We start from the raw sequence: 26156 nt of genomic DNA, 5'->3' as shown, positions 1-26156 counted from the left end.
TATTTCAGTTTACTCATCGTGTAGAACTGAACATGTTATGCATCAGATCGCTTAGTTTGTTACCAATTTACCCATTGCCTGAATTTCCATACGCAAGACTGAGTTTGTCTCAGATTTACGAAATATCTCTTGAAGTATCAATGGATTCGGTGGCTTATTAGCCAGATAACAAAATCTAAGCATCCGCTTTATGGACAATTGTCATGGAATTTACTTTTAACGCTTTTTATACCTTGATTGCTGCTGTCATTGTTTTGTTACTTGGCCGCTTCTTGGTAAATAAAATTGGTTTCTTGAAACGCTACAACATTCCTGAGCCAGTCGCAGGTGGTTTAGTTGCAGCGATTATCTCCTTGGTTGTGCATAGTCTTTGGGGCTATAGCATCACGACCAGTAGCGAATTGCAAACAAGCTTTATGCTGATTTTCTTTTCCTCAATTGGTTTAAGTGCAAACTTTGCCAAATTGCGTGAGGGCGGGATCGGTCTGGTTATTTTCTTGATGGCTGTCGCTTCATTTATTGTGGTGCAAAACTTTGTCGGCATTAGCCTTGCAACTTTATTGGGTATTGACCCACTTATTGGTTTGATTGCAGGTTCAATTACCTTAACTGGTGGTCATGGTACTGCGGGTGCTTGGGGTGAAATTCTAGAAGTTAAACATGGTATCCAAGGTGCATTAGCTTTGGGTATGGCGAGTGCGACATTTGGTTTGATTATCGGTGGTTTGATTGGTGGTCCTCTAGCGAAGTTACTCATTAACCGCTATCAATTGGCGACGCCACGTACCAATGAACAAATTGAAAAGAGTGATAACACACCACTGACTGATATTAATTCAACAGAATATGTACCGTTTGAATATCCACATCGTGTGCGTTTAATCACTGCGGATAATGCGATTACCACATTAGGTTTGTTTGCAGGCTGTTTGGCTTTTGCTGACTTTATGACTGGCCATATGAAAGGCACAATGCTTGAGTTACCGACTTTTGTTTGGGCGCTTGCAGGTGGTGTGATTTTACGTAATGTGTTGGAAGGTATTTTCAAAGTTCAAATCTTTGACCGTGCGATTGATGTATTTGGTAATGCATCATTGTCGTTGTACCTTGCGATGGCTTTGCTTTCATTGAAATTATGGCAATTGGCTGACCTTGCAGGTCCGCTTGTGGTGATTTTAGGTGCACAAACAATTACGATGGGCTTATATGCTGCATTTGTGACATTCCGTGTGATGGGTAAAAACTACGATGCTGCGGTGCTATCTGCGGGTCACTGTGGATTTGGTATGGGTGCAACCCCGACTGCGGTTGCAAACATGCAGGCGATTACCAACATGTATGGTCCTTCGCATAAGGCATTCTTAATTGTGCCTTTATGTGGTGCATTCTTTGTAGACTTGATTAACGTGGCTGTCATTCAGTCTATTTTGCAATATTTTAACTAATTGGAAATGCAATTTGCCCTAGGAAACTAGGGCTTTTTTGCTTTCAGGTCTCTCACAATAATTAGGATATCGAGATGAATGATCAATTAAATGAAACATTACTCGGGTGGGTGAATACACTGAATGGACCTCTGTGGGACTTTTTGGTGATTTTCCTTGTTGCGGTCGGTTTGTTTTACACGCTAATTACGGGTGCAGTACAAGTTCGCTTATTTTTGCACAGCATCAAGGTCATGAAATCAAGCCGTAAGGAATGTGATGATGATCATGGTATTACACCTTTTCAGGCTTTTGTCACTGGGCTTGCAAGTCGTGTAGGTGTAGGTAATGTCGCGGGTGTTGCGATCGCAATTGCGATTGGTGGACCGGGTGCAGTATTTTGGATGTGGGTCACTGCATTTTTGGGTATGAGTTCGGCTTTTGTTGAGTCATCTCTTGCACAGTTGTTCAAGGTGCGCGACCAAGAAAATAAACAGTTCCGTGGTGGACCTGCCTACTATATTACCCAAGGCCTGAAACAAAAATGGCTGGGTGTAGTCTTTGCTGTTGCGCTTATTTCAACCTATGGTTTTGTGTTTAACGCAGTACAGGCCAATGCAATTACAGGTGCAACAGCACATGCATGGGGATGGGATAAAGCCAATCTAGCATTTGAACTCGGTGGCATACATATTGTGGTGTCTTGGGTTGGACTAGGTCTAGTCTTGCTGACAGCAATGATTATCTTTGGTGGGATCAAACGTATTGCCAAAGTGGCAGAAAGTTTTGTGCCATTGATGGCCTTGTTGTATTTGGCTGTTGCTTTATATATCGCCGTAATTAATTACGCTATTTTACCTGATATCTTCCAGCTCATTTTCTCTAAAGCTTTTGAGTTTGAAGCTGCTGCTGGTGGTTTCTTTGGTGCGATGGTTTCTATGGCAATGATGATGGGGATTAAACGTGGTTTATTCTCTAATGAAGCAGGTATGGGTTCAGCACCGAATGCGGCAGCTGCATCGGATGTAAAGCACCCTGTAAACCAAGGTTTGGTACAAATGCTCGGTGTATTTGTGGATACCTTCGTGGTGTGTTCATGTACCGCGATTATTATTTTGGCATCAGGACTTTATCATGATGCGGGCTTTGAAGGCGTAGCGCTCACCCAAATGGCTTTAGAGAGCCAAATTGGTTCTTGGGGTGATGACTTCCTTGCAACGATTTTATTCATGTTTGCCTTTTCATCAGTCATTGGTAATTATGCCTATGCAGAAGGGAATGTGCAATTTATCAATAACAATGCCAAGGTGATGTTCGTCTTCCGTATCTTTGTTTTGATTATGGTGTATCTCGGCTCAGTGATGAGTGTGCCTCTCATTTGGAACACTGCCGATTTGTTCATGGGTATCATGGCCACCATTAACTTGTTTGCTATTTTGCTGTTAACACCATTCTTGTTGATGCTGTTAAAAGACTATTTGGCACAGCTGAAACAAGGTGTGAAAGAGCCAGTGTTTAAATTGGATAACCATCCTAAATTTAAAGACAAAGTGAAATCAGACATTTGGTAATCACTTAGTACATAAAAAAGCCTCTACATTGATAGGGGCTTTTTTATGGCTATTTAACCGTTAAAGTAAAACAACAGCTGATAGAGTGCAAAACTTAAAATCAGGCTTAGCCAAATCGGGAGTTTGGTTCGAAGCAGTAAAATAACAGCGATTACAAAAACTAAGTCAGTCCAATGCTTGAAATAACTTTGTCCCATTTGTATCACTAAACACAGCAGTAAACTGACTACTGCAGCATTAATCCCAATCACGGCTTTTCGTATCGCAGCTTGCTGCATAAGCCAAGACCAATAAGGCAAGGTTGCAAAGATTAAAAAGAATGAGGGCAGAAAGATTGCTAAGGTGGCTAGAACCACATTCAGCCAAATATAGTCAAATCATTATAAAACCAATACAATGGTGCAATGAGTTATTCAGAACATTTTAGACGTAAAATTTTAGCTAAGCTTGAGGAAGGTTATTCTATTCGAGCGGTAGCTGCACAATTTGAAATTAATAAAAATACCATTGTTGAATGGAAGAAACGTATAGAGATTAAAAAAACTCGTGTACGTAAACCTTCTAAAATTAACGATGATGCTTTACGTGAAGATGTTGAAAAGTATCCTGATGCTTATCAATATGAACGTGCTGCACGTTTTAATTGTGGTGTTTCATCTATTGGTGCTGCATTAAAGCGCTTAAATATTACAGTTAAAAAAAGACGTTAAGCCATCCTAAAGCAGATACAAAGCTTAGGGATAAATTTATTCTGCAAGTGAATGAATTAGAAAAAAACCATCCGATTATTTATCTGGATGAAAGTGGTTTTAAGTCACATGATTATAGACCTCATGGCTACTCACGAAAAGGAGTACCCTGTTTAGGGCAATATAATTGGCAATTAAAGAATCAGACCAATGCCATTGGAGCAATCCATGAGAGTAAGTTATTTTCAGTCGGTTTATTTGACTGCAAAATCAATTCAGATGTTTTTCATTTTTGGATTGAGCAATTCCTCATACCAGCATTACCAGAAAATAGTGTAGTGGTTATGGATAATGCAGCATTTCATAAAAGAGCAGATATTCAGGAGTTATTGGAACAACAAGGGCATAAAATTCTTTGGCTTCCTGCATACAGCCCTGATTTAAATCCTATAGAACACATGTGGGCATGGGTTAAACGTAAGCGTAAAGAATGGTTGATCGACTCAGTCGATGAGTTATTTCGAGTTTTTTTCGAATCTTGTATGAATAATAAAGTAGTTTGACTATACAGGGTGTTAAAGGCAGTAAAGCACCTAAGTAACTGGCGAAACTAAATAAGGGGCCGGGCATGAGTTGAGCCAGCGCATAACCCAAGTCAAATTGTTCGGCAGATAAAATATGGCTGGCAACAAAGTCTTGATGTAAAAATGGCAAAATAATATGCCCGCCACCAAAAACCAAAGATGCGGCTTGGTAAAAACTAAACAGACTTTGTGAGAAAAGTGAAGAAGATGGATACCACACTATAAAAACTACAAAAGGCAAAACAAAGGCAATCAGCCAAAGATAAGCCTGCTTTGCTTGGGCTTTTGTATTTAAGCTGCTGTCTTGAAGCTTTGATGTCGAATCTGATGCGAAATAAATCCCGACGAAAGCAGCAACTAAGATGACGATAACTTGGCTGAATGACCATGGTACAAAGTAAAGAAACAAGGTGCTAAGTAGCATCAGCACATATTGCCAAATAGTGTTGCAGAAACTTGTCAACATTTGCCAAAAGGCCCAGATCACCACAGCAAAAACGATCAACTGAATGCTATGTAGTGTCATCGCACTGAGTTGATTGAAGTACTGTTGACCCAGTACCGCAAGACATGCCATGAGAAGCATAGACGGCAAAGTAAAACCGAGCCACGCCACACATGCGCCGCGGTAGCCTTGGAGTTGATAACCAATGGCAATACCCACTTGGCTGCTGGTCGGCCCAGGGAGCAATTGTGCGAGAGCAACCAGTTGGGTGTATTCAGCATCACTCAACCACCGAAGTTGTTGTACAAAATGTCGGTGAAAAAACACCAAATGTGCAGCAGGCCCACCAAAAGACAAGCAGCCCAATTTTAAAAAATGCAGAAAGATGCGAGTGAGCTGCTGAGTGTGCATGTTGAATTATGCTGAAAAATTGAAACAGATTATAATAAAGGAATATGACGCTTTTACGAAAAACAACAGTACTTGGACTGCTGATTTTCATACACTATGCTGCTGGAAAACTTCGCTCTATCTCAACCTCGGTGAATCATGTTGAACATTAAACTTAGCCTTATGTCGTTTACATTGCTCGCTTTAGTCGGCTGTCAAAGCATGCCAAAAGTTGCTCAAGAAACGCCAAGTCAGGCTTTTTCAGCCGAAACTGAGTCAGGAGAAGCCCAAGAGCGACTCAACCAGATCAATTTTAAACAGCTCAAAAAAGAACAAAACCGCCCAATTATCGCCTTGGTGTTAGGAAGTGGCGGTGCACGTGGTTATGCGCATATTGGTGCGATTCAAGTTTTAGAACAGTCGGGGATTCGTCCCGACTTTATCGTGGGAACCAGTGCTGGTAGTATCGTCGGCTCACTGTATGCTAGCGGTAAAAATGCCAATCAAATTCGTGATATTGCGCTGAATATGAAAGCCAATGATGTGCGCGATATTCGTTTGGACATGAAAGGTTTCTTTGATGGTCAAAAAGTTGAAGACTATGTCAATGAACAAGTGAGCGATATCCCACTTCAACGCTTACCTATCCCGATGTATGTGGTGGCGACGCAATTAAAACAAGGTAAAAAAGTTGTCTTTAACTATGGCAATACTGGGCAAGCGGTTCGGGCATCGGTATCGATCCCTAGTATGTTCATTCCAACCAAGATTGGTACTGATGAATATGTAGATGGTGGTTTAGTCAGCCCAGTACCTGTTGATGTCGCACGTAAGTTAGGGGCGGATATTATTATTGCAGTTGATATTTTGGCGCAGCCGATGTATACCGAAACCTCAAATGTTTGGGGGCTGTTTAACCAAAATATCAATATTATGCAAAAGAACCTTGCACAAATTGAGCTGAAAAATGCCGATATTGTGATTCAGCCAGACTTGCGCGAGAAAGTACATATTTTTGATGTCAGCGGACGTGAGTTGACCATGCAAGCTGGGGTCGATGCAACCGTTGCACAGTTAGGACAGATTCAAAAAGTTTTTGCGCAGAAAAATTATAAGCAAAAATTGAATATTCAAAGTATTCAAGCACGAACGCATTGATCTGGTGTGATCTCAAAATAAAAGCCTGAATGGACTGGACTAGCATGTGTTTCTATAACTAGAAATACATGCTAATGAGGCTCAAAGCCATTTATGTGCTGCGAAAATATCACAGCGACAATGTTTTTGAATAAATTAAAATTTAAAGAAGGCCTATAGATTCAAAAGCTTAGTCTTCTTTATATATATATTTTTGAATGATACTTAAATCACTATAAATAATAATGATGGTTTTGTTACCAAATTTAGCGTTCAAAACCGATATAATAAATGTCACATATCCTATTATCTTACCAATTAGAGAACGCGATGTCCCCATTAGATCAAATTGCTGCGGCTGCGGATGACCAGTCTGAACTCACTATGTCGGTCTTAATGACACCTGATATGGCGAATTTTTCAGGAAATGTGCATGGTGGCACCATTTTGAAACTGTTAGACCAAGTGGCATATGCGTGTGCAAGTCGTTTTTCAGGAAGTTATGTGGTGACCTTATCGGTTGATAAAGTTAATTTTAAAGAGCCGATTCATGTGGGCGAGTTGGTGACTTTCTTGGCAAGCGTGAACCATGTCGGTCGTACTTCAATGGAAATTGGTATTCGTGTTGAAGCACAAAATATTCAAAAGCGTACAATACGCCATACCAATAGCTGTTACTTCACCATGGTTGCGGTAGATGAAAATGGTAAGCCAAAACAAATTCCTGCATTGAATTTGGACAATGACTGGAAGCGTTGTCGTTTTGAAGCGGCAGAACAACGTAAAGTCGCGCGCTTACAAGAAAACCACCATCCTTCGTGCAGTATTTATAAAAAAGCATCGCATAGTTAAGTTTTAAAAAACGATCTCCTACATAGGGGATCTTTTTTTATGTCTGACGTTGATGTTTTGAATAGAAGCTTATATGGGAAAACTACGCAAATTTGGCTTTTTGCACCTGTTGATCTCGAACTTCTATAGTCCATGCGCATAAATAAAAAGAAACCAAGACAGGATATATCTTGGTTTCAAGTGACGCTAAAAAGTTGTTGCGATCCAGCAGGAGAGTAAAGCCACTGGATCTCTCAATATTTCAATTATTTAGCGGCTTTTTCTTGATTCGGTTGTTCTGCTGATGCTTCCGAAGCAGGTGCATTTGCACTTAAGTCTGTAGTTTCAGCTTTTTCTTGGGTTGATACCACAACTTTGTCTTCTTGAGCTGGTGCTTGTTGAGGTGCAGCAAAAGTTGCAAAGCTCGCAGCTGTTAAAGATGTTGCAATAATTAAGTGTGAAAGTTTCATGGTTTTGGCATCCTTATATTTTATAGATAAAAATAGTTCAGACTGATCATCACATCAATTTGAACTGAGCTTCATGCTATCGCCTGAATATCTACGGTTCAATCGAAGCAACAATGTGAAAAGTGCACATTACCTAAAACTACAGATGATGAAAAAATGGTGGGCTTTGAGTAACAAGTAGAAGCTTTTTGTGAATAGATTGAGAGGGAATGAAGAATTAATGATCAGTGCGGATGTTTGAAAACTCACATAAACTGTACAAAGCATGCGAATTAAGTGCGGAAGCTTAATTTTGGTCCTGAGTAAAATGTAAGGAAGTTTGTCTAATACGGGTATCGATGAATGGAATGTCAGCCAATTGAATGCTGAGTGTTCGATGCCATGGATTTGAGATGAGAAAATTGGTTATTTAAATTAAGATGATGGCTTATTTTATTGTGTTGTTTTTATCATATTCCATGCTAGGTATAAAATTTTGAAACTGATGTCGATGCCGCAGGCGGTTCCTACGCATATTATTTCAGGCTTTCTTGGCGCGGGTAAAACTACTTTGCTCATGCATTTGTTAGGTCAGAAACCGGAACATGAAGTTTGGGCGGTACTGATGAATGAGTTTGGGCAAATTGGCGTAGATCAACAGCTCATGCCACAAACGGAAGGCTATGCGGTAAAAGAATTACTAGGTGGTTGTTTATGTTGTAGCAGCCAACTACCGATGCAAATAGCACTGTCTCGTTTGCTCTCAGAACAAAAGCCTGATCGGCTGTTTATTGAACCCACAGGCTTGGGACATCCAGCACAGTTACTGGAGCAACTGACCGAGCCACATTGGCACTCGACCCTGCACGTGCGTGCGCCGATCACCGTGCTGGATGGTTCGCGTTTACATGATTATGCTTGGACAGCACAAAATCTCTATCAGGATCAATTAAAAGCGGCGCAGATTGTGGTGGTTTCGCATCAAGCTCAAATGCAAAAAACAGATCAAGATGCTCTTGAAAAACTGCAAAGTGAATATCAGCCTTATGCTCAGCAGTGGTTGATGGCAGAGCAGGGCAAGATTGAGCTTACGCAAATCGATTTTGAGTACATCGGAACAAAACGACTCAAGCAGCCTTTACTGAACATTCAGCAACAGTTGAAAGCGACTCAACAAGATTTTCCCGAGATTAAACAGTTGCCGTATCATTATGTAGAAACAGCGCAAGGTTATAGTGTTGCAGGTTGGAAAATGCCGAAGCGTTGGTTTTTTGACTTTTACGATTTATTAGATTTACTTTGTGAACAGCAAGATTGGCGACGGATTAAAGGAATTTTCCATACCAATCAGGGATGGAAGGCATTTAATTTCAATCCAGAACAATTTAACTATCAAGATGTCGAGGAAGGGATTGATAATCGAGTTGAATTGATTGTTCAAAATGAAAGAGATTGGATGGATTTTGAAAGCGCACTTTTTGCATGCCGCATTGAGCAATGACTTAAATTGTTTTAAGCAAAAAAAGCCGAAATCTTATATGCTAGTCGGCAAATTTGAGGATGGTATGTATGGCGCTTAAAGCTACAATTTATAAGGCAGATTTGAATATTGCCAATATGGATGTCCACCAATATGGGGACTATCAACTGACTTTGGCATTGCATCCTTCAGAAACCATTGAGCGTTTGATGGTGCGTTTGTTGGCATTTGCACGTTTTGCGGATGAAGCTTTAGAGTTTACCAAAGATTTATTTGAAACCAATGAACCTGCGCTGTGGGAAAAAGACCTCACGGGTCAGTTGGTGAAATGGATTGAAGTGGGTAGCCCAGACGAAGATAAAGTGAAAAAAGCCAGTGCACGTTGTAAGCAGGTGGCGATTGTCACTTATGGCACAGCGGTCGATGAGTGGTATAAGCGCAACAGTAAGTTGAAGACATTGAACAATGTAGAAATCTGGCAATTGTCGACTGCAAGTACTGAAGCAGTTCAAGCCTTGTGTGAGCGTACCATGCAACTTCAGTTGAATGTGATGGATGGTGAGTGGACTTTAATTGGGGACCATGCTCAAGCCATTATTGAATGGACGAAATTGCAATAAGCATGCAGTTTAACTAGATTTATTAATTGAATAGGTTGGAGCGAGAACATGAGCGCAGAATTAGAAATTATTGATTTGGTTGTCGGTGAAGGTAAAGAAGCAGTTAAAGGTGCTTTAATCACCACACATTATACGGGCTGGTTAGAAGATGGAACCAAATTTGACTCATCTTTAGACCGTGGAAACTACTTTGAAACCGTGATTGGGACAGGCCGTGTCATTAAAGGTTGGGACCAAGGGATTATGGGCATGAAAGTGGGTGGTAAACGTAAACTCATCGTGCCATCACATTTGGCTTATGGTGAGCGTAAAATGGGCAATATTATTCCTGCCAATTCAAATTTGATTTTTGAAATTGAATTGTATGATGTAAAAACACGTGATTAATCAAAAATATTGATAAATAAAAGAGTCAATTACAAGGATGTATTTGATTCATTTGTAAAAACACTTGGTTTTTAAGAAAAACATTTGTAGATTAATTATTAGGCAGAGCGTATTTAAGGGAAGAGTCGCTTTTGTATAGCTCATTGAGCAAACGGTCTTTGTTTGGGTTTGTTTTAAGCTGTTTGCTGGTTTTAAGTTTGATACCTTCGACGTGGGCACAATATGAAGCTGAGCCCACGCAGTATTATTTGCATCAAAAAAATGTCAATGACATTCAATTCACCGAACAAACCACCAGTTATTTAAAAGGTACATGGTCTTATTATGACCAAGAGCTGATTTCTCAGCCTAGTCGTAAACTCCCTTCTAAAACTACCGAATTGCCAATTTCATTTCAAGAACTTACAGGTAGTAATACGGGTTATGGGACTTTTGTCGGTCATTTCAAAATTCCGGATGAATTTATTGGCCGAAGGCTAGCCATTCATATCCCCAATCAAAATTGTGCTTATCGGGTTTATCTCAATGGCGATTTTTTAGTTCGTTTAGGGGATGTCGCGGATAATGCGGGAGCACAGCAAACAGAAAATGCACCGCGGATTGCTTATTTTGTCCCTGACAGCCCCTATTTTACTTTAAGTATACAAGCCTCAAACTTTAACAATTTACGCGGCGGCCTTGAAAGCCCCATGCATATTGGCATTGCTAAAACGATTAATCGACATTATCAGCAACTGATGATGAGTATCGCCATGATCTGTGGCGTGGTGTTTGGTGTAGGAATGTTCACCACCATGTTCTCGATGTTCCGTGGTTCAGATGAACGGAATAGTAAAAGTATTTTTGTTTTTGGTATTTTTATTTTATTTCTTGCCTTACATAATCTTTTTACTGCGCCATATGCTTATACGACCTTCCTAGATATCAACTGGTTGTGGGGCATACGTTTAGAATATTTATTTATCTATTTAGCGGTCATGTTTTTTTTGAGCTATATGTATTTGCTCAATCAGTACTATTTACAGCGTTGGATTTATACCGTTTCCATTTTGGTTTTGACCTTGAATATCGTCATTACCTTGTTATCCGAGCAAGTTGTTTTTGAGCAGCTGGCTTTTTATAGCGCATTTTTCAGTATTGTTATTTTGCTTAATTTTGCCTATGGTTTTTACCTTACTTTAAAGACCAAACAAAAATATTCGAAAATCAATTTATACGCCGTGGTATTGCTGTGTATATCGGTCATTCATGACTTTTTACTAACGCTACATGTGATTGATTCTATTCATCTATCTTTTATCTCTACCAGTCTGTATGCACTTTTGGTGATGTTCCGACAATCACGTAACTATGCTTATCAGACTTACCATACCGAACGTTTAAATAATAATTTAATTGAATTGAATGATTCTTTAGAGCAAAAAGTGCAACAGCGCACCTCTCAATTACATGACTTAAATGAAAAACTCGAATATCAAATTCAAATTGATGCCTTAACAGGCGCCTATAATCGGCGTGCATTGAATCAAGAAATTCAGCAGCGCTTTGTTGAAATACAACAAGATAGTCATGCAACTTTGGTTTTTGCCATGATGGATGTCGATTATTTCAAAAATTATAATGATTACTATGGGCATTTAAAGGGCGACGAAGTCCTGCAAAATCTGGTCAAAGTGATTGGTGCGGTACTGCCACATAATGCTTACTTAGCACGCTATGGTGGGGAAGAGTTTGCCATTGTTTTATATAATGTCCCAATTGTGATTATTAGCCAGATTATGCAAACCGTTTTAGATGCGGTGCGCAGTGCGCGCTTTGAGCATCATAACCGCCTAGATGGCAAAGATTATGTGACTTTGAGTATGGGAGTGTCGTGGATGGATCGTGAAACGAGTTATGCCAATATTCACGACCTTATGAAAGCGGCCGATTTAAAACTGTATCAAGCCAAAGAAGCGGGCCGTGATCAGATGAAAATGCCCAATGAATCATATGAAAATGAGTGATTTTTAGCTGAGTCATGCTTCGGTCAATCACCCTTAGGATAAGAGTTTAACCATAGCCACCATTTTTGGATTTGGGATGTCTTGGACGTGGATTTGAAAGCCATGTTTTTGATAAAAAGAGCATGCCGTTTGGGTGCTTTCTAAACTCATTTGGTGAATTTTTTTACGTTTAAGATGTTCAATAACAGTTTCTAATAAAGCTTTTCCAATGCCGCGCTGTTGTTCAGCGGATGAAATATAATTAAGTAAAATACGACCTTGATCACTGACCATAATAAAACCGACCACGTGCTGATTGAGTACATAGACCCAGCTGTCGTTATAGTGCATCCACATAATCAGGTTGGATTGGGTTTTATTTTCTAGCCAAATTTGAATCGTACTTTCATGGCGATGGTGGTCTTTGATACATGATCGAATACTGTCGTGCACGACATCTAAAATTTCAGAAATGTCCTGAATTTGGGCTGCCCGTATCATCTTTTCTTCTTAGAGCTATAGAAACAGCTATTTCATGCTAGCGACTATATTTATTAAATTGAATTACTGTTAGTACGGATGTAACTTTGTTGTTCAATCGCACTAAGTTAATTATTTTTTATAGTGATTTTGTGAGTGAAAAATCACATATCGTGATGCCTTTCACGTTTGTACGAATATGTGTTGAATCACTTGAATGGGTCTGAGAATCAATACTCAATTACAAGTCATCGAATTGAGCATTTGATTTCATACGTAGTCTGTTTTAATTAATTTGGTGTTTATTTGAGCGATAATGCTGTATTTTAAAAGGGAATATTTGTTACGAGAGCAGAGCATGGCGACATTTTTACTGATGATTTGCATACTCATTGCTTTGGTTGCAGCATCTATTATTATAGTCAAAATTCAAAAAAAGCACGGCTTTCTGAAGCGACAAAAAAAAGCGGTTGAATCGGAAGCAGCATCTGTGCAAATGGCAACGCATACCAATAGAGCACCTCAGATTGAGCGTGTTATTGAAGTTGATGCTTATGAACAAGAGCTGTTCGATGACGTGGCGACTCTATTTTTAGATCAAGCGATATTGCTCACGGTCGAAGAAGATGCAACGTTGATGCAAAGTACCTTATTGGTCAAAATGCCTGCGAAAACCCAGACGCAAATTCGCAAAATGGATTTAAATGAATGGTCTATTTTTTGGAGCTTCTATGATCAGTCGCTTGAATACTATGTAAGTCGTTATGGCATGTTTTATACGCATATTGACCGCAGTGGACGCGAGCATAAAAAAAGCCATCGTACTCGTGATTGATCTCCTCGCTTAAGCCTCTTCAGCGTCCATCACAGATATGGATAACTGTTTAAGAATTCGCTCTCCAACATGAGTTAGATAGAAGTCATCCTGTTTTAAGCGTGTCATTAAAATTGCGCCCTCATAATCGGCAACACTGATTTTAGCCAGTGCCTCAGCTTGAGCAATAGGCATGACTTGCTGAAAGTAGTGTAACAACGCCAATTCCCAATCTTGGAAAATCGATTGAATTTTGAGATGAATTTGTTCGGATAAATGTGGGACTTCCAAAGACAGCATCCCGACTAAACAGCCTTGAACACCCGCACTAAAAAAGCGGACAGCTTGCTGGTGCAAGTGTTCAAAGCGAATGCAATACTCTAAGTGCGTATCACACAAAATGCTGAACAGTTTATGGTTTAAGTATTGCTGGCTGACTTGCAAAATATCTAAAACCAAAGCTTCTTTATTGGGATAATAATAATAAAATGCCGCTTTACTGAGCCCACAAGACTTTGCTAGTAAATCCATACTGGTGCCTGCATAACCATGGGTTTTAAAGGTTTGCATGCAGTGCAACTGGATTTGTTCTTTACTCAGTTTTTGTGGGCGCATAGAGCTTTAACGTTCCGTAGTGGTTGGTAATGATAAATAGCCATTCAAAGTGTTCAGCATATCTTCCCAGATGGCTTCGGCCCCTTGGCGGAAATATCCCATGTGCCCAATTTCTTTCAAGCCATAGTCATTGGCTTCAATATTGAGGTAATGCATGTTCGCATGCCGATAATGCTGCATAAATGCATGCCTTGAGTTCGGTAAAGCCCAGTCATCATCCAGTGCTGAAACAGCATAGATTGGAGTTTTGACCTGTGCATATTGTTCCAGTAAGTGTTGCTGATCTGGATCTGCAAAAAAGTAGGTCGGATTTTTACACCATTTTCGCCACTGTGTGTAGACATCCACAGGTAAATCGGTACCCATTTTTAGCAGGCTCCAAGGCAGATAGCCCTTTAGTGCAACCATCGGCGGGAAAATAATATTCCACATGACGTGCACTTTCATTTTTTCCCGAAACGGCATATAGCCATGCCAACCCGCACCCGTGCCAAAGCAATACATCGCAGTGACTTGGTCATGGTTGTGGGTTAAACCGAGTGCTTGGCCTCCATAAGAGTGTCCAACCACAAAAATAGGTTTGTCATCTTTGCGGATAGAGTCAATGACAGCCGACAAGTCTAGCTGCCCCCAGTCCAAATAGGACATGCTGAAACCTTTGAGTTGTTTCGGTGCAGAAAGCCCCACACCGCGATAATCAAAAGTTAGGACTTGATAACCTAGAGCTACTGCATACTCGGCAAAGCGGCGATAGAACTGCTGTGGTACACCTGTTGCACTGGCAACAATGATGTTGGCTTTGATCGGCTCAGATGAGCGATAACGTGTACCAACAAGTATATAACCATCGGTTGCTGAAAATTTTACAGTTTGTTTCTCTATTGGGGTCGAATCTAAATGGGCGGTGGCTTGCATCATCGTTTCTTCTTTTTTGTTAAATACTAAAGTCCGTTCCAGACTTTTGAGCTTTATTGCCCTTTAAACTGAGCAGGTCGGCGTTGTAGCATCGCCATGACACCTTCTTGGACATCTTGGGTTTTGAGTAGCGGGCCGAGGTGCTCTTGTAAATGTGCAAAGGCATAGTCTGCGCCGTGTTGTACTGCTTGTTGCGCAGAAGCCAGCGTAGCTTGAACGGCGAGTGGTGCTGCTTGCGCAATCGATTCTGCAAGGGCCAATGCTCGCTCTAATGCAGCGTTTGGTGTGGATGCTTCTACGACCTCGGTAATTAAGTTCAGATTGAGAGCTACTTGCGCATTGAAGCTATCACCTGTGAGTAGATAGCGCATGGCTTTGTTCCAACCTGCGGCTTGTACAAAGCGAACCGTTGCACCGCCAAAAGGTAAAATACCGCGCTGTACTTCCATTTGGGCAAATTGTGTATTGGCATGGGCAATCGCCACATCTGCATTGAGCATCAGTTCAATTCCCGCGGTAAAGCAAAAGCCTTGGACTGCTACAACCACGGGTTTGATGCGAGGTCTGGAACTGGTGCCCCAAGGGTTAATTTGTGACGCGGGAAAGTCGAAAACGCCTGCAGTGAGTTTGGGTTGCAACTCAACCAAATCAAGCCCAGCAGTAAAGTGTTCTCCGTGCGCAAAAATTACAGCACAGCGCAGTGAAGGATCATCCTCATATTCGGTAAGGGCCAGTGATAAGTCATGAATCATATGACTATCAAAAGCATTGCGCTTGGCTGCGCGGTCTAAACCAATTAAAAATAACGAACCGCGAACTTCGCGACTGACACGACCTTGTTGTTCTGACATTTTGATTATTCCTGCATCGTTTTATAAGTTTTTAAACGATTGTTAGAAAACTGTCAAAATTTATGCGTATTCATTCTGTGACTCGATAGTTTGCTCAGATTCCCCGAAAAAAAATCGACGTTTAGATTGAGTGGAATTGTCTTGCCTTTATTGAGTTTTTTTTCATAATAGCAGCACTTCTTTGAATACCAGTTGAACCATGTCTAGCCTTGAAATATTTGCAGTCATCATTAGCTTAATCGGGGTGACGTTGACCATTAAGCGCAATATGTGGTGTTGGTGGTTTAACTTCGCTGCTTTCTTGTTATATGCCTATTTGTTTTATACCTATAAGTTGTATGGCGAAACCATTTTGCAGTTTTTCTTTGTGGTGGTGAACTTTTATGGTTTTTATCACTGGCTCAAAGGTAAACAACAAGATCATGATATTCGGATTGAACCGATTACAGCTCGGCAAGTGATTTTGCAAATGCTATTTGCCGCAGCGGCTGGTGCAGTATTTGGTCTGAGCTTAAAGTATTTGACCGATGCTGCTGTACCACTATTGGATGCGCAGCTCGCAGCGTTTAGCCTGTTGGCGACCTATTGGACCAGTCGTAAACATATTGCGACATGGGTGTTGTGGGTATTTGTCGATATTGTTTATGTCGGTATGTTTATCTATAAAGATTTGTTCCTAACCGCTGGCTTATATGTAGGCTTTGTTGGCTTGGCGGCTTTTGGATGGTGGCAATGGACACAGGTACGCCATAAACAACAACTGAAAAGTGTTTAGGCTGGGCAATGTTGATTGACTTTAAATATACACAGTTGGCTCAATTTGAGTCGGTCATTGAACGGTTAAAGGGAAGTCCACAGCGATATTTGGACTTTGCTTCGGTTGCGGATTTTTATCAGGCCACTTGGCTGGGTGATTTACCCAGCAGTGCAAGTTGGGCGGTTACAGGACTGGATGATGGGGCAGAGCATTTTGACATTCGCTTGGCCTGTTTTGAGCGCGTGGTTTTTATTTATATTGCAGATGATATTGTCATACAGAATGGCGCACATTGATATCTAGATCAAGGTATAGTCGGTGCTGGATCATCGTCTATATTTGACCCTTCTACAGGATGACGAGATCCAGTTTTTCAGTCCTGATCAGGGCATGGATGTTTACAAAAACAAAAAATAAAGGATTTAATGTTATGGCACATCAGTTTGTAGTCAATGCCACCATCAAAGGTGTTTCATTGGATGACTTCCGTCGACTCGCAGCCAATATCAGCTTACATGAAAATGTTTGTCGTCGTATTCCCGGTGAGAAGTTGGAAATTTTGGAGTCGAATAAAGTCGGCGATATTTATACCCTCAAGCGCGCGTATAATTTGGATGTCAATATTCCCGATATTGCGAAGAAATTTTTAAAAGATGCTTTTCGATTACAACGTACCGACGTCAGCAATTTAGTTGTATTGAGCTCGGAAGTTCGTTTAGACCCCAACTTACCTTTAGAAGCCGTGTGCCAACGTAGTGTATCGGGTAATGATGAGCAGATTCACTTTCAACTGGAATGGACGGTAAAAGTGAAAGTACCATTAATTGGCGGTATGTTAGAAAAACATGCTGAAGGTGAAATCCGTAAGTTTAGCCAAATCGAGCTGGATATTGTGGAAGATGAACTGCGCCAAAATCTGCATGCAGAAACCTTAAGCTAAAGGTTTTGACCTCATGTTTTCAAAGTATGTTGCATAAAAAGAAACCCTTCGATTGAAGGGTTTTATCATTTTATGGCTTGGTTTCAAACTGAGTTCGATAAACCAAAGCTGTGAAGAAGCAAACCAAACAGACCAGCCAAATATAATACATCGCGCCAATGTTGCTATAGAGACTGAGCCATTGAACCAAAGGCAGTGTGATGCCTCCTGCAATGGCATAGGCGACATTGTAGGAAAACGAAATGCCCGAAAAGCGGATCGGAGCAGGGAACATTTTGACCATGCTATAGGACACAAGCCCTACCGTGCCTGAAAAGAATCCCAAAAGCATATACAGTGCAAACACAGTAGTTGGACTGACCGCACCTAAACTGTGATAGAAAATGGTTGCGATAGCGGCGACACCGAGCGAGCCAAAAATCAAGACCTTGGCTGCACCAAAACGATCAGCCAATATTCCAGCGAGTATGCATCCCAGCATTTGCATGATGATCGCAGCACTTTGCATTTGAAAAGCATCGCTACGTTCAAATCCAAAGGCACCTGTCAGTAAGTTTGGCATGGCTAAAATCAGTACCACCACACAAGCAGTTAAGAACCAAGTCAAGAGCATACCAATCACCACGGCGGTTTTATGACGGGCTAAGACTTGTTTCACCGGCATTTCTTTAGAAAGCTCTTTACGTGCTTGCATGGCTTTGAATACTGGGGTTTCTTTCAAATAACTGCGTAAATACAAGGCCACTAAGCCAAAAATACCGCCCACAATAAAGGGAATGCGCCATGCCCAATCATGTATAGCTGCTTCACTAAACTGAAGAGAAATGAATAGTGACATTAAAGCACCGAGCAAGATGCCGAGTGACAAACCAGCCGTAAGTAAGCCATTGGCAAAACCAATTTTTTCAGAGGGGACATGTTCGGAAACAAATGTCCATGCCGCTGGAATTTCTCCACCAATTGCAATGCCTTGTACCACTCGCATAAGAAGTAAGAGCAGCGGTGCAGCATAACCAATCGTTTCAAAGGTCGGCATAACCCCGATCATGAGGGTAGGTAAAGCCATGAGCAAAATAGACAAACTAAAGAGTCGCTTACGACCAATGAGGTCGCCAAAGTGCGCCATGACTACACCGCCAAGTGGGCGGAAGAAGTAACCTGCGGCAAAAATACCGTAAGTATTCAGCATGGCCCAAAATGGGCTGAGCCCTGCGGGAAAGAACAACTCTGAAATAATTTTGGCGTAAAAAACATAAATAACAAAGTCATAGAACTCAAGTGCACCACCGAGTGATGACAGCCCAAGGGTACGTTTGTCTTCTCTGGTCAAACGTGGTGTTGCATCCATGCGTATATTTCCAAAGCTGAATAAAGGTTTATATTTGATTTTAAAGAAGTCTTTTTTGAATGAATAATCAATCTTTCTTTACTGGAGCTGAACTAAAAATTATACATGAATCAACATCGTTGATTTGACGGTCAACGTAAATATATAACGCAGGCGAGATAAAAAGCTTATGATATAAAAAGAATAAATAGGTATAAAAATTAGGATTTGTGTATGAGTGTCATTTTACCTGTTGCACAACGTGGTGAAGATATTTTAAGACTCAAAGCCGCTCGCGTCGCAGATGCAGAATTTAATAGCGACTGGCTCATGCAGTTGGCTTCTACCATGATTGCGACCATGTTAGAGCGGAGCGGTGTAGGCATTGCTGCACCACAAGTCTATATTTCAAAGCGGGTCATTATTGTGGCTTCACGGCCAAATTTACGCTATCCCGATGCGCCAGAAATGGACGCCGTGGTCATGGTTAATCCTGAAATTTTAGAGTTTTCGCAAGCAACGACCTTAGGTGAAGAAGGCTGTTTAAGTGTGCCGAATGAACGCGGTCAGGTACAGCGTGCGCAAAGTATTAAGGTGCTGTATCACACTTTGACTGGTGAGGTAATGGAAAGTACTTTTGAAGGTTTTCCTGCACGCATTGTGCAACATGAAATCGATCATCTAAATGGGATTTTATTTGTCGATCGCCTGAGTGCGTAGGGGAGGGTGTCATTTTATTCATCTTTATATTTAAACTGCTGCGGGGTCTGTCCCAAATGACGTTTAAACATGGTACTAAATGCACTCGGATTGCTATAACCAAGAGATCTTGCAATCTGCGAAACAGATTCACCACTGGCAATTTTACTTAAGGCATGGGCAATATGCATTTGCTGAACCCATGCGCGATAAGACAGCCCCGTTTCCTTTTGAAACATGCGCATCAAGGTTCTGGAACTGGTGCCAATTTCATCTGCCCATGTGCTTAAATCTTTTAACTGATCGGGCGTACTTAAAAGCGCTTGGCAAATATTCATTAAGCGTCGATCTTGCGGCCATGGAATCTGAATCGGCAACAGATTGGCCTTATGAATTTCATCAAAAATTAAAATCTGTAGAGATCGAGACAATTCATCTGAGCTGATCAGCTCGGAAGGTGGAATGTGTTCAATCGCATTGAGCCGAATGAGCAGTTCATGCAATAACTTGCTGACCTGAATAATAAAACAATGTTGCCCCAGCAGTGCAGCTGCATCGGCCTGAACCAACGCGGTATTGAGTTTAACTCGACTTAATGAAATCACACTGTGCTCAACATGGGTCGGAATCCATAGTGCACACATCGGTGGCACGATCCAAACATGGTTCGGGGTGAATACTTGAATCATCCCGGTCGAAGCATATAGAAACTGCGCCCGCGAATGGGTATGCGCAGGAGTGATCTCCCGATAGGTATGCTCAGAAGAGAGTCCAATCACCAATTCGGACATTTCGGTTTGAATCAGAGAGTTTGGCATGTGTGGTTTAAAATTGTCGGTTATACAATGATTATTGGAAGATAGTCTTATGAATGACATTTTACAATCAATGCCTGATGAAAAAATACATGGAGTTTGCGAGGTATGTCGTCTTCAATTCAAATGAAAGAGGGTATGGGTGAGGCTACGATCAATGAGCAACCGCAAGGCATGATCATTAAAATTGTGGGGGCTGTGGCGGTTGCGCATCTGCTCAATGACTTGATTCAAGCCGTTTTGCCAGCCATTTATCCGATGCTGAAAACCAATTTTTCCTTAAGCTTTGCGCAAGTGGGACTGATTTCATTGGTGTATCAAATTACGGCATCGTTACTGCAACCTTGGATTGGACTCTATGCCGACAAACATCCCAAACCTTATTTACTGCCACTGGGGATGGTGGTGACTTTTAGCGGTATTTTGCTTTTGGCTTTTTCGCCGAATTTTATTGTACTGCTCATGGCCTCGGCATTGATTGGTGTGGGATCTTCGACTTTTCACCCTGAGGCCTCTCGCGTGGCGCGAATGGCTTCGGGCGGGCGCTTTGGCACAGCACAATCGACCTTTCAGGTCGGTGGCAATACGGGCACCGCGATTGGGCCTTTATTGGCAGCGCTGATTATTGTGCCTTTTGGGCAGCATGCCGTGGCATGGTTGATTGTATTTGCCTTACTTGCGATTTGGGTGTTGTTTGGTGTCAGTCGTTGGAGCATCAGTCACAGTAAAAAACAATTGGCTGCCAAAGCGCATCAAGTGCAAAGCAAACTGCATGGGCGTCAACTCGTCATCGCGCTGTCGACCATTTGCGTGTTGATGTTTGCCAAATTTACTTACATCGCCAGCATCAGTAACTATTTCACTTTTTATTTAATGCACAAGTTTCACCTCAGTTTGCAAAGTGCGCAGTTACATCTCTTTGCCTTTTTGGCTGCGGTGGCTCTGGGTACATTTGCTGGTGGGCCGATTGGAGACCGAATTGGGCGTAAAGCAGTGATTTGGGTGTCTTTTGTTGGCATGGCACCGTTTGCGTTGATGATGCCGCATGCCAATCTATTTTGGACGACTGTACTGTCGATTATCACAGGTTTAGTACTGTCCTCTGCCTTTGCAGCCATGGTGGTTTATGCACAAGAAGCCGTACCAGGACGGGTTGGCATGATTGCAGGTTTGATGTTTGGTTTAATGTTCGGTGTGAGTGGCATCGCCGCAGCAGGCTTAGGATATTTGGCTGACGTCAAAGGCATTGAATGGGTGTTTGGCGTGTGTTCGTTATTGCCTTTACTCGGTTTGGCAACTTTCTTTTTACCAAAGACGCAAGCAGACTAACGGAATACGGCTGACCTTCAGTCTTAATCGCGCTATCTTATCAAACGAAGATAGCGCGATTGCATTTCGGTAGGGTGATTATCGTTATGTAAATGCATTGGGTATGTGTGTTTTGACTTTGGAGTTTTGAAGCGATGACTAATCTGAATAGTCTTCTCAAGTTTTCATTAGGCCTAGACCAACTTTCATTTGAAATGGATGGACAGAATATACAGCTAGATCAAGGTTTAAGCTATATACAGTCAAACAGTATGCGTCATGGGCTGTTGGATGAGCTTGCTATTGAGTCGATGATTTATGTGATTGAGGAGCTGTTAGAATCCGTTCAGATGAAGTATGCCCAACCCAAGACTGCTGCGACTTCAGATGCGTTATTCCAAAAGGTTTTAACATTATTTTTTCCAGATCAGCAGCAAATTGATCGTGTGCAGCTTGAAAGTGCTTTTAATACCTTTGTTGAGCTTAGGGAATACTATGTGTCGAAGGTAGCCGATAACTGTCTTTCTAGTTTGGTTTACTTTATGGTACTGCGGGAGATGATGCATCACTGGAATGTGGTGGAGATTCAATTAGAACAGCTTAATTTTTAGTGGAATTAAAAGCGTAAAAAGTAGGGAATAGCAGATAAAAGTAAGCCGATACCACCTAGCAATGCATTACTTTCAATAAAGTAAGGGAAGATCATTAAAACTAGACCTACAGTTAAAGGTACGGTCATTTTTTGCTTTTTTCCATACAAAAAATAGCCTAAGCCAATTGAGCTAAAGATAACACCTAGAATGAGTTGAGTACTGTTCATGATGATGTTTCGTGTATTGTTATTCTCTGGCAGATATTATGCCAAGGTTCTTAAAAGAAGATATAAAAACCAAGTGAGTTGTAATGAAACCTTATAACAAGAAGTTAAAACTTCCATCGCATGATTTACGTAATAATATGACCGATGCGGAACAACTGTTATGGCGGAAGTTAAGGCGTAAACAGATTTTAGGACTACAGTTTTATCGGCAAAAACCAATTCTCAACTTCATCGTGGATTTTTATTGTCCTGCTGCAAATTTGGTGATTGAGTGGGATAGTGGGCAGCATTACACAGCAGAAGGGTTGGAGGCTGATCGGGCGAGGGATCAAGCTTTGGCGCAGTTGGGGTTGAACATGCTGAGGTTTGATAATAGGCAGATTTTGACTGAGATTGATGGGGTGGTTGAGAAGATTTATTGTGTTGTTGAGCAAAGATTAGAACTTATTAAATTAGAATCCCCCTAAATCCCTCTTTAAGAAAGGGTGACTTTCCGTGAATTTTATGATGGTAGTGGATTCATGTTACTCCCTCCTTTTTAAAAGGAGCTAGGGTCTGTTGAGAATTACCGAGAGTTAATTAAACTCGCGCACAATTGAATCATGGCTTCAAAACTCGTATCTGTTTTACAACTACGCATCGCTATACGTTTAAATTCTTTTAACTTACAGAAATAGTTTTCAATGAGATGACGCCATTTATACATAATCGTATCAAATGCTCTCATTACTTTTCGATTAGATTTAGGTGGGATCACCACTTTCACTTTACGTTCATTGAGTTCTTGGATGAGCCAATCTGCATCAAATGCTTTATCAGCCAGTAATGCTTGAAAATCAACATCTTCAATTAAAGGTTTGGTTTCTACTAAATCGTGATATTGACCAGGCATTAATCGAAATTTAATAAGGTTGCCTAGACTATCCACTAAGGCAAGAATTTTACAGGTCATTCCACCTCGAGATTTACCTATAGACTGTTTGAAAGTCCCCCTTTTGCACCTTGCCCATGTCGATGAACTTTAACAATCGTTCCATCAATCATGGCGTATTCCAAATCAACATCTTCATTTACAGATGCAAAAATAGTTTCAAATACACCAGCTTTCACCCAATCACGGTATCTTTTAAAGACGGTATTCCATTTACCAAAATGAGGAGGTAGATCACGCCATGGACTGCCTGTACGGGCAATCCATAGGACTGCTTCTAAAAATAATCGATTATCTTTTCCACTACGACCTCGATCGGTCACTTTACCTAGGCAAAAAGGTTCCATTTTTGCCCATTGGGCATCAGTAAGTATGTATCTATCCATAGTACTATTATAAATTAATCAGTAGCCTTTGTTAATTCTCAACAAGCCCTAATAGAACTTAAAATTTATTCTAGGCTTTAGTGCTTTACTATTTGATATGGGAAGTATATGAATATACCTTGGGCTTTTGATTTTATCTTTGAAGATTTTGCATTAGGAGATGTTTGGGAGGCTACTCTCGCTGCTATAATTATTGCAATAGTTTTTTTCTGGATTCGAGAAAGAGTTTTTGGGCTACCAGACTTTTCGGGTCAGTGGTTTTTAAAATCAGTAACAAATACAACTGTATATAGACCTTATGAGAAAATGGAATTACAGCATAATTTATTTTTACGGCTAGAAGGAAATAATATAAGAGGCGCTTCTGAAAAAATTTACGAAGATTCAAGTTATGGAAAACGAAAAACACATTTGAGACATATTTTAGAATATACAGGTAAGCATAGAGCACGAGCTAGCATAGAAGGTTCAATTCAAAAGAATATCTTTGGTCCAGATATATTGACGGCGAATTCAAACATGAGGTGCGACAGTTTCAAAAGCCTTATGATAATCAACAAGCTGAGCAAATTTCTCTAATGGTGTAAGCCAATCTAACGCTTTTCTAGGGCGAGTATTCAGTGACATGGCAACTTGATTTAAATAATGCTGATCTGCCTGGTTTAAATCAATCCCTTTAGGTAAATATTGCCTAATTAAACCATTCATATTTTCGCATGTGCCTTTCTGCCATGGCGAATGTGGGTCACAGAAATATACATCTATGCCTAAATCTTCTTCGAGGATTTTATGTTCTGACATCTCACGTCCACGGTCATAGGTCAATGTTTTACGCAGTTCTGCGGGTAAATATTTCAGAGCTTCAGTTAAAGCCTTGCGCACTGATTCTGCCTTTGCATCAGGTAATGTTGCCAAGATACAGAGCCGTGTTTTTCGTTCAATAAGTGTTGCTATCGAACTTTTATTGTCTTTACCTTTAATTAAATCGGCTTCCCAATGACCCGGTATTTTTCTTTCTTGAACTTCGGTTGGGCGCTCATGAATAGTTTTAATATCCTGTAATATAGAATCTTTTTTAGGTTCACCGTTAGCTTTTCGCTTTTTATTTTCATGTCGCAGACAGGATAGTAAGTCTTTTTTCAGCTCACCCTTTGGTAATGCTCGTATCGTTGAATAAATCGTTGTATGGCTTACATTCATTGTTTGATCCAAATCAGGAAATCTCTTTAAACGCTTTGCTATTTGCTGAGGAGACCATAAACAACGGATCGCTTCAACAATAAATTTCCAGAGGATTGAATCGATTTTGAGTTTTATGTGACCACGTCTACGTCTAGCGAAGGTGTTATCAGAAGCATATTGAGCTTGATAAACGTCATTGATGCTATTTCTTTTAAGCTCACGATAGATCGTACTAGGATGTCTTTTAATGAGTTCAGCAAATTTTCTGGCTGAAAAGCCTTCTTTTCTTGACTCAAGCATTAATGCAGTACGATCTTCAAAGTTAAGATGATGGTATGACAATTTTATATACTCCATAAACTCTTTAAATTAATTAGGTGGTTTATGTCGCACTTCAAGTTTTACTCTGCCGACTATACATGCGACAGAATATGGTGAAAAAAGACAATCGACTATTTATTGTCGTTTTGAATTGAAGAAAAAGTATTTCTTTTTTAGTGATCGTATGGCAACAAAGTTTGAAGGGGATTTTTATTCTATGGTTGCTGATCAAAGAGGAACAGTTTGTCTATCCAAAACAGCATTTCAAAAGTTTATTCCTGAAGTTCGAGAAAAAGTATGAAAACTTTATACTTTTTCTTCACAATTCCATTTTATATGTTAGGTAAAGTTTTTATATTTTTTAATTTAGATAATTTAAATAATGATTTTTCGAAATGTTGTAATTATTTAGAAAACTTAAATATAGCATTAGACGATGAAATAATTGAGGTCTTGTATTTAGCAGAAGACCATAGATCTGATTTTCATTACGGTATTGATCATTACGCTATGCTTAGGGCAATTTACTTTACGCATGTGAAGAAAGAATTTCAAGGAGCAAGCACTGTAGCTCAGCAATTTGTAAGAGTTATTACGGGAAGATATGAAAGGACTTTATTTCGTAAATTAAGAGAACAGCTATTAGCAGTTTTAATTACATATGAGTTTAATAATAAGATTATTGGGACTGCGTATTTAAATATAGCATTTTTAGGATCAGGGATGAACGGCTTGACTGGGTTTTTAAGGCGTAAAAAAATATTATTGGGTCAATTGAATACATTAGAAAAAATAAAAATAGTTAGTAGATTAAAGTATCCAGAACCTATTAAAAATAAAAAAATATGGTCATGTAAAATGAAAGTTAGAGTGGGCAATATTCAGGCTAAAATTGTAAAGTATAAATCCCTCCCAACCTCCCTTTGAAAAGGGAGGAGCTGTCACGTAACAAATTGAATCACATGACATTCCCCCTCTTTGAAAAAGAGGGGTTAGGGGAGAT

At 40.4% G+C, this 26156-nt stretch carries 29 protein-coding genes and 3 pseudogenes; 20 read left to right on the top strand and 12 right to left on the bottom strand.

What is annotated here, in order from left to right; translation table 11 throughout:
- Positions 1–203 precede the first annotated feature (203 nt).
- Positions 204–1445, top strand: a complete 1242-nt coding sequence (gene gltS, locus AC4CU2_RS11940) for a sodium/glutamate symporter (protein WP_078388424.1) — start codon at positions 204–206, stop codon at positions 1443–1445.
- 74 nt (positions 1446–1519) lie between these two features.
- The gene (locus AC4CU2_RS11935; RefSeq protein ID WP_078388425.1) at positions 1520–2995 is read left to right on the top strand and encodes an alanine/glycine:cation symporter family protein; all 1476 of its coding nucleotides are present in this window, start codon (positions 1520–1522) and stop codon (positions 2993–2995) included.
- Between the two features lie 53 nt (positions 2996–3048).
- On the opposite strand, the pseudogene AC4CU2_RS11930 reads toward AC4CU2_RS11935, so the two are convergent.
- A pseudogene (locus AC4CU2_RS11930) lies at positions 3049–3366 on the bottom strand (chromate transporter); the annotation flags it as partial.
- Positions 3367–3399: 33 nt separating this feature from the next.
- Here AC4CU2_RS11930 and AC4CU2_RS11925 point away from each other — a divergent pair.
- Entirely contained in the window at positions 3400–3705 is a 306-nt protein-coding gene (locus tag AC4CU2_RS11925; protein WP_000122230.1) for an IS630 transposase-related protein, read from the top strand.
- Positions 3706–3752: 47 nt separating this feature from the next.
- Positions 3753–4247: an IS630 family transposase gene (locus AC4CU2_RS11920; protein ID WP_490768633.1), complete on the top strand. Its 495-nt coding sequence runs from the start codon at positions 3753–3755 to the stop codon at positions 4245–4247.
- Position 4248: 1 nt separating this feature from the next.
- On the opposite strand, the pseudogene chrA reads toward AC4CU2_RS11920, so the two are convergent.
- Positions 4249–5124 (bottom strand): annotated as a pseudogene (gene chrA, locus AC4CU2_RS11915) (chromate efflux transporter); the annotation flags it as partial.
- 138 nt (positions 5125–5262) lie between these two features.
- On the opposite strand from chrA, the gene AC4CU2_RS11910 reads away from it, so the two are divergent.
- Positions 5263–6261, top strand: coding sequence for a patatin-like phospholipase family protein (locus AC4CU2_RS11910; protein ID WP_490768879.1), 999 nt, complete (start codon positions 5263–5265; stop codon positions 6259–6261).
- 309 nt (positions 6262–6570) lie between these two features.
- Positions 6571–7092, top strand: coding sequence for an acyl-CoA thioesterase (locus AC4CU2_RS11905; protein WP_078425410.1), 522 nt, complete (start codon positions 6571–6573; stop codon positions 7090–7092).
- Between the two features lie 245 nt (positions 7093–7337).
- Here AC4CU2_RS11905 and AC4CU2_RS11900 read toward each other — a convergent pair whose 3' ends face one another.
- On the bottom strand, positions 7338–7541 hold the full coding sequence (locus AC4CU2_RS11900) for a hypothetical protein (RefSeq protein WP_078425411.1): 204 nt from the start codon (positions 7539–7541) through the stop codon (positions 7338–7340).
- 475 nt (positions 7542–8016) lie between these two features.
- Here AC4CU2_RS11900 and AC4CU2_RS11895 point away from each other — a divergent pair, with 475 nt between their 5' ends.
- The 4 genes from AC4CU2_RS11895 to AC4CU2_RS11880 all read left to right on the top strand — a co-directional run bounded on the left by AC4CU2_RS11895 (position 8017) and on the right by AC4CU2_RS11880 (position 12013).
- Positions 8017–9021, top strand: coding sequence for a CobW family GTP-binding protein (locus AC4CU2_RS11895; RefSeq protein ID WP_197926863.1), 1005 nt, complete (start codon positions 8017–8019; stop codon positions 9019–9021).
- A gap of 68 nt (positions 9022–9089) precedes the next feature.
- Complete coding sequence (locus AC4CU2_RS11890; RefSeq protein WP_004694442.1) at positions 9090–9620, top strand: YaeQ family protein; 531 nt, start codon at positions 9090–9092, stop codon at positions 9618–9620.
- A 48-nt stretch (positions 9621–9668) separates the two neighbouring features.
- Entirely contained in the window at positions 9669–10007 is a 339-nt protein-coding gene (locus tag AC4CU2_RS11885) for an FKBP-type peptidyl-prolyl cis-trans isomerase (RefSeq protein WP_004981094.1), read from the top strand.
- A 158-nt stretch (positions 10008–10165) separates the two neighbouring features.
- Positions 10166–12013 (top strand): sensor domain-containing diguanylate cyclase, encoded by a 1848-nt coding sequence (locus AC4CU2_RS11880; protein WP_490768878.1) that lies wholly within the window; start codon positions 10166–10168, stop codon positions 12011–12013.
- A gap of 33 nt (positions 12014–12046) precedes the next feature.
- On the opposite strand, the gene AC4CU2_RS11875 is transcribed toward AC4CU2_RS11880, so the two are convergent.
- On the bottom strand, positions 12047–12493 hold the full coding sequence (locus AC4CU2_RS11875) for a GNAT family N-acetyltransferase (protein WP_490768877.1): 447 nt from the start codon (positions 12491–12493) through the stop codon (positions 12047–12049).
- Between the two features lie 337 nt (positions 12494–12830).
- Between AC4CU2_RS11875 and AC4CU2_RS11870 the strand changes: the two genes are divergently transcribed.
- Positions 12831–13307: a hypothetical protein gene (locus AC4CU2_RS11870; protein ID WP_490768876.1), complete on the top strand. Its 477-nt coding sequence runs from the start codon at positions 12831–12833 to the stop codon at positions 13305–13307.
- Positions 13308–13316: 9 nt separating this feature from the next.
- Here AC4CU2_RS11870 and AC4CU2_RS11865 read toward each other — a convergent pair whose 3' ends face one another.
- From AC4CU2_RS11865 to AC4CU2_RS11855, 3 genes are read right to left on the bottom strand one after another with little or no spacing between them, the layout of a single operon-like run.
- Positions 13317–13901, bottom strand: a complete 585-nt coding sequence (locus tag AC4CU2_RS11865; protein WP_490768875.1) for a TetR/AcrR family transcriptional regulator — start codon at positions 13899–13901, stop codon at positions 13317–13319.
- Positions 13902–13907: 6 nt separating this feature from the next.
- Positions 13908–14816, bottom strand: a complete 909-nt coding sequence (locus AC4CU2_RS11860) for an alpha/beta hydrolase family protein (RefSeq protein WP_490769234.1) — start codon at positions 14814–14816, stop codon at positions 13908–13910.
- Positions 14817–14869: 53 nt separating this feature from the next.
- Positions 14870–15667 carry a crotonase/enoyl-CoA hydratase family protein gene (locus AC4CU2_RS11855; protein WP_490768874.1) on the bottom strand — a complete coding sequence of 266 codons (798 nt, stop codon included), beginning with the start codon at positions 15665–15667 and terminating at the stop codon, positions 14870–14872.
- 199 nt (positions 15668–15866) lie between these two features.
- Between AC4CU2_RS11855 and pnuC the strand changes: the two genes are divergently transcribed.
- The 3 genes from pnuC (at position 15867) to AC4CU2_RS11840 (ending at position 17364) form a co-directional block, all read left to right on the top strand.
- On the top strand, positions 15867–16442 hold the full coding sequence (pnuC, locus tag AC4CU2_RS11850; RefSeq protein ID WP_490768873.1) for a nicotinamide riboside transporter PnuC: 576 nt from the start codon (positions 15867–15869) through the stop codon (positions 16440–16442).
- A gap of 8 nt (positions 16443–16450) precedes the next feature.
- Positions 16451–16720, top strand: coding sequence for a hypothetical protein (locus AC4CU2_RS11845; protein WP_490768872.1), 270 nt, complete (start codon positions 16451–16453; stop codon positions 16718–16720).
- 134 nt (positions 16721–16854) lie between these two features.
- Complete coding sequence (locus AC4CU2_RS11840) at positions 16855–17364, top strand: DUF2505 family protein (protein WP_183174019.1); 510 nt, start codon at positions 16855–16857, stop codon at positions 17362–17364.
- A 70-nt stretch (positions 17365–17434) separates the two neighbouring features.
- Here AC4CU2_RS11840 and AC4CU2_RS11835 read toward each other — a convergent pair whose 3' ends face one another.
- A complete protein-coding gene (locus AC4CU2_RS11835) occupies positions 17435–18712 on the bottom strand; it encodes an MFS transporter (RefSeq protein ID WP_490768871.1) in 1278 nt (425 codons plus the stop codon).
- Between the two features lie 213 nt (positions 18713–18925).
- On the opposite strand from AC4CU2_RS11835, the gene def reads away from it, so the two are divergent.
- On the top strand, positions 18926–19411 hold the full coding sequence (gene def / locus AC4CU2_RS11830) for a peptide deformylase (RefSeq protein WP_148826469.1): 486 nt from the start codon (positions 18926–18928) through the stop codon (positions 19409–19411).
- A gap of 14 nt (positions 19412–19425) precedes the next feature.
- On the opposite strand, the gene AC4CU2_RS11825 is transcribed toward def, so the two are convergent.
- Positions 19426–20208, bottom strand: a complete 783-nt coding sequence (locus AC4CU2_RS11825; RefSeq protein ID WP_348927686.1) for an AraC family transcriptional regulator — start codon at positions 20206–20208, stop codon at positions 19426–19428.
- A gap of 105 nt (positions 20209–20313) precedes the next feature.
- On the opposite strand from AC4CU2_RS11825, the gene AC4CU2_RS11820 reads away from it, so the two are divergent.
- Together AC4CU2_RS11820 and AC4CU2_RS11815 are read left to right on the top strand one after the other, a co-directional pair.
- Positions 20314–21534, top strand: a complete 1221-nt coding sequence (locus AC4CU2_RS11820) for an MFS transporter (protein ID WP_490768870.1) — start codon at positions 20314–20316, stop codon at positions 21532–21534.
- Positions 21535–21668: 134 nt separating this feature from the next.
- Complete coding sequence (locus AC4CU2_RS11815) at positions 21669–22124, top strand: hypothetical protein (RefSeq protein ID WP_490768869.1); 456 nt, start codon at positions 21669–21671, stop codon at positions 22122–22124.
- Between the two features lie 5 nt (positions 22125–22129).
- On the opposite strand, the gene AC4CU2_RS11810 is transcribed toward AC4CU2_RS11815, so the two are convergent.
- A complete protein-coding gene (locus tag AC4CU2_RS11810) occupies positions 22130–22333 on the bottom strand; it encodes an amino acid transport protein (RefSeq protein WP_490768868.1) in 204 nt (67 codons plus the stop codon).
- Between the two features lie 83 nt (positions 22334–22416).
- On the opposite strand from AC4CU2_RS11810, the gene AC4CU2_RS11805 reads away from it, so the two are divergent.
- Positions 22417–22800, top strand: coding sequence for an endonuclease domain-containing protein (locus tag AC4CU2_RS11805; protein ID WP_490768867.1), 384 nt, complete (start codon positions 22417–22419; stop codon positions 22798–22800).
- Positions 22801–22898: 98 nt separating this feature from the next.
- Here AC4CU2_RS11805 and AC4CU2_RS11800 read toward each other — a convergent pair.
- Positions 22899–23650: pseudogene (locus tag AC4CU2_RS11800) on the bottom strand (IS5 family transposase).
- Positions 23651–23758: 108 nt separating this feature from the next.
- On the opposite strand from AC4CU2_RS11800, the gene AC4CU2_RS11795 reads away from it, so the two are divergent.
- The gene (locus AC4CU2_RS11795; protein WP_490768866.1) at positions 23759–24229 is read left to right on the top strand and encodes a hypothetical protein; all 471 of its coding nucleotides are present in this window, start codon (positions 23759–23761) and stop codon (positions 24227–24229) included.
- Here AC4CU2_RS11795 and AC4CU2_RS11790 read toward each other — a convergent pair.
- A complete protein-coding gene (locus tag AC4CU2_RS11790) occupies positions 24164–25189 on the bottom strand; it encodes an IS30-like element ISAba125 family transposase (protein ID WP_490768283.1) in 1026 nt (341 codons plus the stop codon). The two genes, AC4CU2_RS11795 and AC4CU2_RS11790, sit on opposite strands and share 66 nt — an antisense overlap.
- Positions 25190–25450: 261 nt before the next feature.
- On the opposite strand from AC4CU2_RS11790, the gene AC4CU2_RS11785 reads away from it, so the two are divergent.
- Positions 25451–26080 carry a transglycosylase domain-containing protein gene (locus AC4CU2_RS11785; protein ID WP_490768865.1) on the top strand — a complete coding sequence of 210 codons (630 nt, stop codon included), beginning with the start codon at positions 25451–25453 and terminating at the stop codon, positions 26078–26080.
- Positions 26081–26156: the final 76 nt, after the last annotated feature.

The sequence above is a fragment of the Acinetobacter sp. 797_lipA genome (genome assembly GCF_058243025.1).
The sequence above is the reverse complement of the archived record's forward strand: the minus strand, read 5'-3'. Positions and strand labels throughout refer to the sequence as shown.